Genomic DNA, 6,387 nt, shown 5'->3' with positions numbered 1-6,387 from the left:
TTGGGAACAAAGATAATAAACAATCTGACTGCGTTAAAATTTTTCTCAATAGCTAATGCTATTCAGAAAAATTTGTGCCTTGCATCTTATTCATTATCTTTGTTTCTTAAAAGAAATGTATTTATAGCCCCCCCCTTTACTTTTGCAGTAAATAATTTTATTACTAAATGAACATAAACTTAGAAAAATACAGCTATCAATTACCCAAAGAAAAGATTGCTAAATTTCCTGAAAAAAAACGAAGTGATTCAAAACTTCTTGTTTATAAAAATGGAGAAATAACTCACACTAAATTTAATAATATTCTTGATTTTATAGCTAGTGATTCATTGCTTGTTTTTAATAACACACGTGTGATACAAGCAAGATTGGTTTTTAAAAAAGAAACAGGAGCAAGGATAGAAATTTTTTGCCTTGAAGAAATTACTACTGATAAAAATATTTCAAAATGGAAATGCCTTGTTGGTAATAAAAAGAAATGGAAAGCCGGGGAACTCACAAAAGTAGAAAACTATAAAAATGAAAAAATTGTTTTAAAAAGTAGGATTACAAGTAGCAACCGAAAGGAAACAATAATTGAATTTGAATGGAATAAAGACATTACATTTTTTGAGCTTTTAAATATTTTCGGAGAAACTCCTTTGCCTCCATACATAAAAAGAGATGTTGTTCCTGAAGATGTAAACACCTATCAAACCGTTTATGCCCAGCACAGTGGTGCTGTTGCTGCTCCTACAGCAGGATTACATTTTACACAAGAGATTATTGATTCTTTGGATAAAAATAAGATTAAAAAAGATTTTGTAACACTTCATGTTAGTGCAGGAACTTTTCAGCCGATAAAAGAAAAAAATGTAATTGATCATCCTATGCACAACGAACAAATTATTTTTACAAAACAAAATATTCAGAATTTGATTGAGTTTAAAAATAAAATAATTTGTGTAGGCACTACTTCTTTAAGAGCAATTGAAAGTCTTTATTGGTTTGGAGTGATGCTTAAAAATGACAGCAATTCAAAATTTCAAATTGAAAAACTTTATCCTTACGAAAAATTAAATTCCAACCTTCCTTCACTCAAAGAAAGTCTTATTGAGGTTTTGGAATATATGTCAAAAAATAAAATTGAAATTTTAACAGGAAATACTTCAATTTTTATTTTTCCTTCATACAAATTTAAAATCTGTGATATTTTAATTTCAAATTATCATCAACCCCAAAGTACATTAATACTTCTCGTTGCGGCATTTATTGGCGATGATTGGAAAAAAGTGTATGATGAAGCTCTTTCTAAGGATTATCGTTTTTTAAGTTATGGCGATTCATCAATTTTATTTTCTTAATTTTGAATAAAAAACTAATTTATTATGATTCAAAGAATTCAAAGTATTTATTTATTTTTTGCTACAGCATCGTATGTTTTACTTTTCTTTTTCAGTGTCTTTTCTATCACTCTTGAAGATGGTGCAAAAAAAGTAGAAATGAACGGCTGGCAAATTACAACTACAATAAACGCAGAAGAACCAACTGTTGAAACAGAAATTCAAATATTACCTCTTGTTTTGTTATCATTATTAATATTGTTATCACTAACAACAATTTTCTTTTTTAAAAAGAGATTGCTTCAACAAAAGTTTTGCCGATTTTTACTTTTACTTGGTAGCGGATTTATTGTTTCTTTAGTTTTTGTTTATGATAATTTAAATACAACCTTCACGGGAGAACCCACATATCATTATTTTATAGCTTTAGCTATTCTACCTTTGTTTTTGTTTCTGTTGGCAAACAAAGCAATTATTAAGGATGAAAAATTAGTGCGTTCAATGGATAGGCTACGATAAGGTGTCCCCGTATTTTTTTATCCTTGAACAATTAAGCACAAAAAAAATTCGCTGAATACTACAATGAATATTCAGCGAATCAAAATAACTTAATTATTTTACTCTATTTTTTTGCAATTTCTTCAAGCATTGCAGTTGTAAGTGATTTTGGTCTTTCAATAGGATATCCTAAAGCTCTGTCCCATGTGATATTAGCTAACACGCCAATAGCACGACCTACACCAAACATTACTGTGTAGAAATCATATTCAGTAATTCCATAATACCATTGAATAACACCTGATTGTGCATCAACATTTGGCCATGGATTTTTGGCTTTACCTTGTTCAACTAAAATGTCAGGAACTACTCTGTAAAGCATATCAACATACTTAAATATTTTGTCATCTGGAAGATTTTCTAAACAGAATTCACGTTGTTCTTGGTAACGTGGGTCGGTTTTTCTAAGAACTGCATGACCAAATCCTGGAATAACTTGACCGCTGTTTAATGTTTCCCAAACAAATTCTTTCATCATTTCTTCAGTAGGCTCTTTGCCATCTAATTTGTCCATAACACCTTGTAACCAACGTAAAGTTTCTTGATTTGCTAAACCGTGTAATGGTCCTGCAAGTGCATTCATTCCACCTGAAAGTGAATAATATGGATCAGATAAAGTAGAAGAAACGAGGTGAGTTGTATGAGCAGATGCATTACCTGACTCATGGTCGGAGTGAAGAATAAAATACATTCTAGCAACATCATCATAAGGAAGATCAATTCCCATCATGTGAGCAAAATTTCCACCCATATCTTCATTTGGATTTTTCGCGATAATATCACCATCTTTGTATTTGAATCTATAAATAAATGCAGCAATCTCTGGAAGACGAGCTAAAATATCTGTTGAGTCTTCATAAGTAGATTCCCATGCTTTCATTTTATCATATTCTGTTTGATAAAACTTTACAAATTTACTTTCTTTTTGCATTGCTAAAATTGCAGTGGAAAACATAGTCATAGGATGTGAATCCTCTGGCATTGCTTTAAGAACATCGAAAACATAAGCAGGAACTTCACTTCTTTGTTTGAAATCTTCAACCAAAGCTAAAGTTTCTTCCATTGTAGGAATTTCGCCAGTTAATAAAAGATGCCAAAAACCTTCAACGTAAGGATATTTTTTACCTTCTGGTTTTGGTAATGCTTCTAATGTTTCAGGAATGGTATATCCTCGGAAACGGATGCCTTCAAAAGGGTCAAGATATGAAATGTCTGTAACTAACATTCTAACGCCTCTTGCACCGCCTATTGCTTGTGTAATAGAAATTTCTCCAACTTTTTTATCACCGTATTCTTTTAGGAGTTTTACGGTTCTTGGTCTGTGCTCTTCAATTTTTTGAGCTAATTTTTCTTTTAATGTTTTCATAATATTATATTTATATCTATTAATTTAAGTTATAATGATAGCTCAAAATTATTTATAGTATAAGAAATTACAAGAAATTCGAACATGTTATTAAGCTAGCTTTGTGATGTCTTTTACCAAATATAGCTTTTGAGCAATGTATTGAAACTAAAAAAATCGTTTTAACATCTTTGCTTTCATAATTAATGGTGAAATAACTATTTGTGCTTTATTGTAATATTTCTTTCGCTTTTTGTACATTTCTTGAATGAAAACTAATAATTCAGTATCAGTCATGTCCTTAATTAATGGTCTGTCAAATTTTGATTTTTTTAATCTTTTGTAAATCGTCTCTTCATCTAGTTTTAAAAATACAGTTATTCCATTTTTATTCATAAAATCCATGTTATCAAAAAACTGCGGTGTTCCACCGCCTGTAGAAATAACACAATTTTTTTGCGTAAGTAAATCGTTTTGAAGAACTTGATTCTCAATTTCCCTGAAATATTTCTCTCCTTTATTTTGAAAAATATCATTTATTGACATCCCTTCTTTATTTTTTATAAAATCATCAGTATCTAAATATTTATAATTCAAAATCTTTGCAAGTTCACTTGCATAACTACTTTTTCCACTCCCCATAAAACCAATTAGAAATATTTTCATTTGATTATCTGTTTATTTTTAGCACATAACTCTAAGTACTTCTTTTTTATATTTCTCGCAAAGACGCTAAGAAGAATTGTTTATCCGTAACACTTCACTTTTAGTTTTTAGCTTTTAACTCATAAGTACTCATGGCATTTCTTATTCTTCTTTTCAAACAAAGCAACTATCTTTATCAATGTTTGCTCCTCTAAGAAAATCTTCAACAGCCATTCTTTTTCTTCCTTGCATTTGAATTTCTTTTAAAACAATATTTCCCCCTTTTACTTTTATTTTCAAAAATGTTTTATAGTTACTCTCAATTGTCCCTGCTTTATCATTATGATTCACAGGCTCTTTTGTAACTGAATATATTTTATATATTTTCTTGTCAAAAGTTGTCCATGCACAAGGGTAGGGGCTTAATCCTCTAATAAAATTATAAAGCTCATCAATATTTTTTGACCAATTTATCCTACAATCTTCCTTATTTATTTTTGGAGCTTTTTTTATTATTGTTTCTTCTTTTTGTTGTAAACGTGGATTTTCTCCATTCATGATTGCATTCACTGTTTTTAATAAAAGCTTTGCTCCAACATCACTTAATTTATCATGCAAGCTTTCAGCAGTTTCAACATCTGTTATTGACACTTCGTCCTGCATAATTATATCACCTGTATCAATATTTTGATTAATAAAAAAAGTAGTTACACCTGTTTTTCTTTCACCATTTATTATTGCCCAGTTTATTGGTGCGGCACCTCGATAATGAGGCAAAAGGGAAGCATGTAAATTGATGGTTCCTTTCGCAGGCATTTCCCAAACAACTTTTGGAAGCTTACGGAAAGCGACAACTACCTGTAAATCTGCATTAAAATTGTTTATTTCATCAAGAAAAGATTCGTCTTTAAGATTTGATGGTTGAAGAACACTAATGTTATTTTTTTTTGCAAACTTTTTTATTGCTGATTCTTGGACTTTTAAACCACGCCCTGCTTTTCGGTCTTCTACTGTTACTACTGCACACACATCAAAACCATTTTTTATTAAAATGCTTATTGCAGGAATTGCAAAATCAGGAGTACCGTAAAATATTATTTTAAAATTTGTCATTTTTGTTATTTTTTCAATCATAAATTAACCTTCAAATTTAATATTATTTTTTAAAAGACACTACCTTTTCATATTCAACACAATACAGTATTCCTGTTAAAAATTTGGGAATATTTTTCTCCAATAAATTGTTACCTATCGGTATAATTTGTAACTTTGAAGCTTGATTGTAATACTTTAGTAATAAATGCAACGATTGTTATGCCGGATATTTATGTTTTTAAAGGTGTTGACTTTGAAATTGGTTTTAAAGATTTTAACAAAAATAACCATTTTGGTTTTATTGATTTCCTGAAAGTTAGAAATATGAAGATTTTAAGCAAAGATTTTTCATATAGAGTTATAAACCACTGGGAAAAAAACAATTTAATAGATAGCAAAAGGGTTGAAAATAAGGGATGGCGTAAATATTCAATTATTGATATTGTTTGGCTTTATATTATTAAAGAACTAAGGGAATTTGGTGTAACTCATGAATTGTTAAAAAAAGTAAGAAATAGTTTAGAAGCTAATAGTAATAACAATTTTGAATTTTTACATCTTGCATATTACGTCTCTCTTGCTTTTGTTAATATTCCGGTTTATATTCTTGTTTTCAAAAATGGAGAAACCTATGGAATGACTGAAAGAGAATATCAGATGAACAAAGAATACGGCTCAAACAACAACCACATTAAAATTAACATTGGCAAAATTCTTCAAAAGATTTTTCCATCAATGAATCTCGCTTCTGATTTTTCAAGATCTGTTTATCCCGCTATTGATGAAAAAAAAACAGTTCAATTATTACGTTCAGGTAAATATGATGAAATTGAAATTACAACAGAGAATGAACAAGGTATAGACGAAATAGTTACAAGAAAAAACAACAATAATTCAGAACAGGTTATAAGATTAATAAAAAGCAAAAATTTTAGGTTTATCACAATTAAATTACGCAATAAAGAACTTCACACTTATAAGGGAAAGAATGTTTAAACTCCAATTATTAAAAAAACATATTCTTAAGGTATTGGTAACAGTATTCTTTCTTTTTAATATTTTATTATTAAAATCACAAAATCTTGTTCCAAATCCAAGTTTTGAAGAATGCTATTCAATGCCTACTCATTTTTTACTCATAAATAATATTCATAAAATTATTAAACGTTGGAATTGTCCTGTTTCTGCAACTCCTGATTATTTTAATTCACGAGCATATCGTACTGTTTCTGTTCCAAACAATTTTATTGGCTCTCAAGAGGCAAAGACAGGAAATGCTTATGTAGGACTAATATTAATGTATGCAAATGGAAGTGAATATTTGCAAGCAAGATTAAAGAGTCCATTAAAAAAAGACAGTATTTACTGCCTGAGCTTATACATTTCTCTTGCCGAAAAATCCTCACATTTTGTGGATCAGGT

General features: G+C 29.4%; 7 protein-coding genes. 4 read left to right on the top strand and 3 right to left on the bottom strand.

What is annotated here, in order from left to right:
- Positions 1 to 167 precede the first annotated feature (167 nt).
- Together U9R42_00240 and U9R42_00235 are read left to right on the top strand one after the other, a co-directional pair.
- Positions 168 to 1,343, top strand: coding sequence for an S-adenosylmethionine:tRNA ribosyltransferase-isomerase (locus U9R42_00240; protein ID MEA3494448.1), 1,176 nt, complete (start codon positions 168 to 170; stop codon positions 1,341 to 1,343).
- 24 nt (positions 1,344 to 1,367) lie between these two features.
- A complete protein-coding gene (locus U9R42_00235) occupies positions 1,368 to 1,841 on the top strand; it encodes a DUF4293 domain-containing protein (GenBank protein MEA3494447.1) in 474 nt (157 codons plus the stop codon).
- Positions 1,842 to 1,944: 103 nt separating this feature from the next.
- Here U9R42_00235 and U9R42_00230 read toward each other — a convergent pair whose 3' ends face one another.
- The 3 genes from U9R42_00230 to fmt all read right to left on the bottom strand — a co-directional run bounded on the left by U9R42_00230 (position 1,945) and on the right by fmt (position 4,983).
- Complete coding sequence (locus tag U9R42_00230) at positions 1,945 to 3,246, bottom strand: citrate (Si)-synthase (GenBank protein ID MEA3494446.1); 1,302 nt, start codon at positions 3,244 to 3,246, stop codon at positions 1,945 to 1,947.
- A gap of 147 nt (positions 3,247 to 3,393) precedes the next feature.
- The gene (locus U9R42_00225) at positions 3,394 to 3,891 is read right to left on the bottom strand and encodes a shikimate kinase (protein MEA3494445.1); all 498 of its coding nucleotides are present in this window, start codon (positions 3,889 to 3,891) and stop codon (positions 3,394 to 3,396) included.
- 153 nt (positions 3,892 to 4,044) lie between these two features.
- Positions 4,045 to 4,983: a methionyl-tRNA formyltransferase gene (fmt, locus tag U9R42_00220; protein MEA3494444.1), complete on the bottom strand. Its 939-nt coding sequence runs from the start codon at positions 4,981 to 4,983 to the stop codon at positions 4,045 to 4,047.
- 156 nt (positions 4,984 to 5,139) lie between these two features.
- Here fmt and U9R42_00215 point away from each other — a divergent pair, with 156 nt between their 5' ends.
- Positions 5,140 to 5,961, top strand: a complete 822-nt coding sequence (locus U9R42_00215; protein ID MEA3494443.1) for a MerR family transcriptional regulator — start codon at positions 5,140 to 5,142, stop codon at positions 5,959 to 5,961.
- Positions 5,954 to 6,387, top strand: a 434-nt coding sequence (locus U9R42_00210) for a hypothetical protein (GenBank protein ID MEA3494442.1), incomplete at its 3' end; no start/stop codon positions are given. The genes U9R42_00215 and U9R42_00210, both read left to right, overlap by 8 nt.

Source organism: Bacteroidota bacterium (assembly GCA_034723125.1).
Lineage (GTDB): Bacteria > Bacteroidota > Bacteroidia > CAILMK01 > JAAYUY01 > JAYEOP01.
The sequence above is the reverse complement of the archived record's forward strand: the minus strand, read 5'-3'. Positions and strand labels throughout refer to the sequence as shown.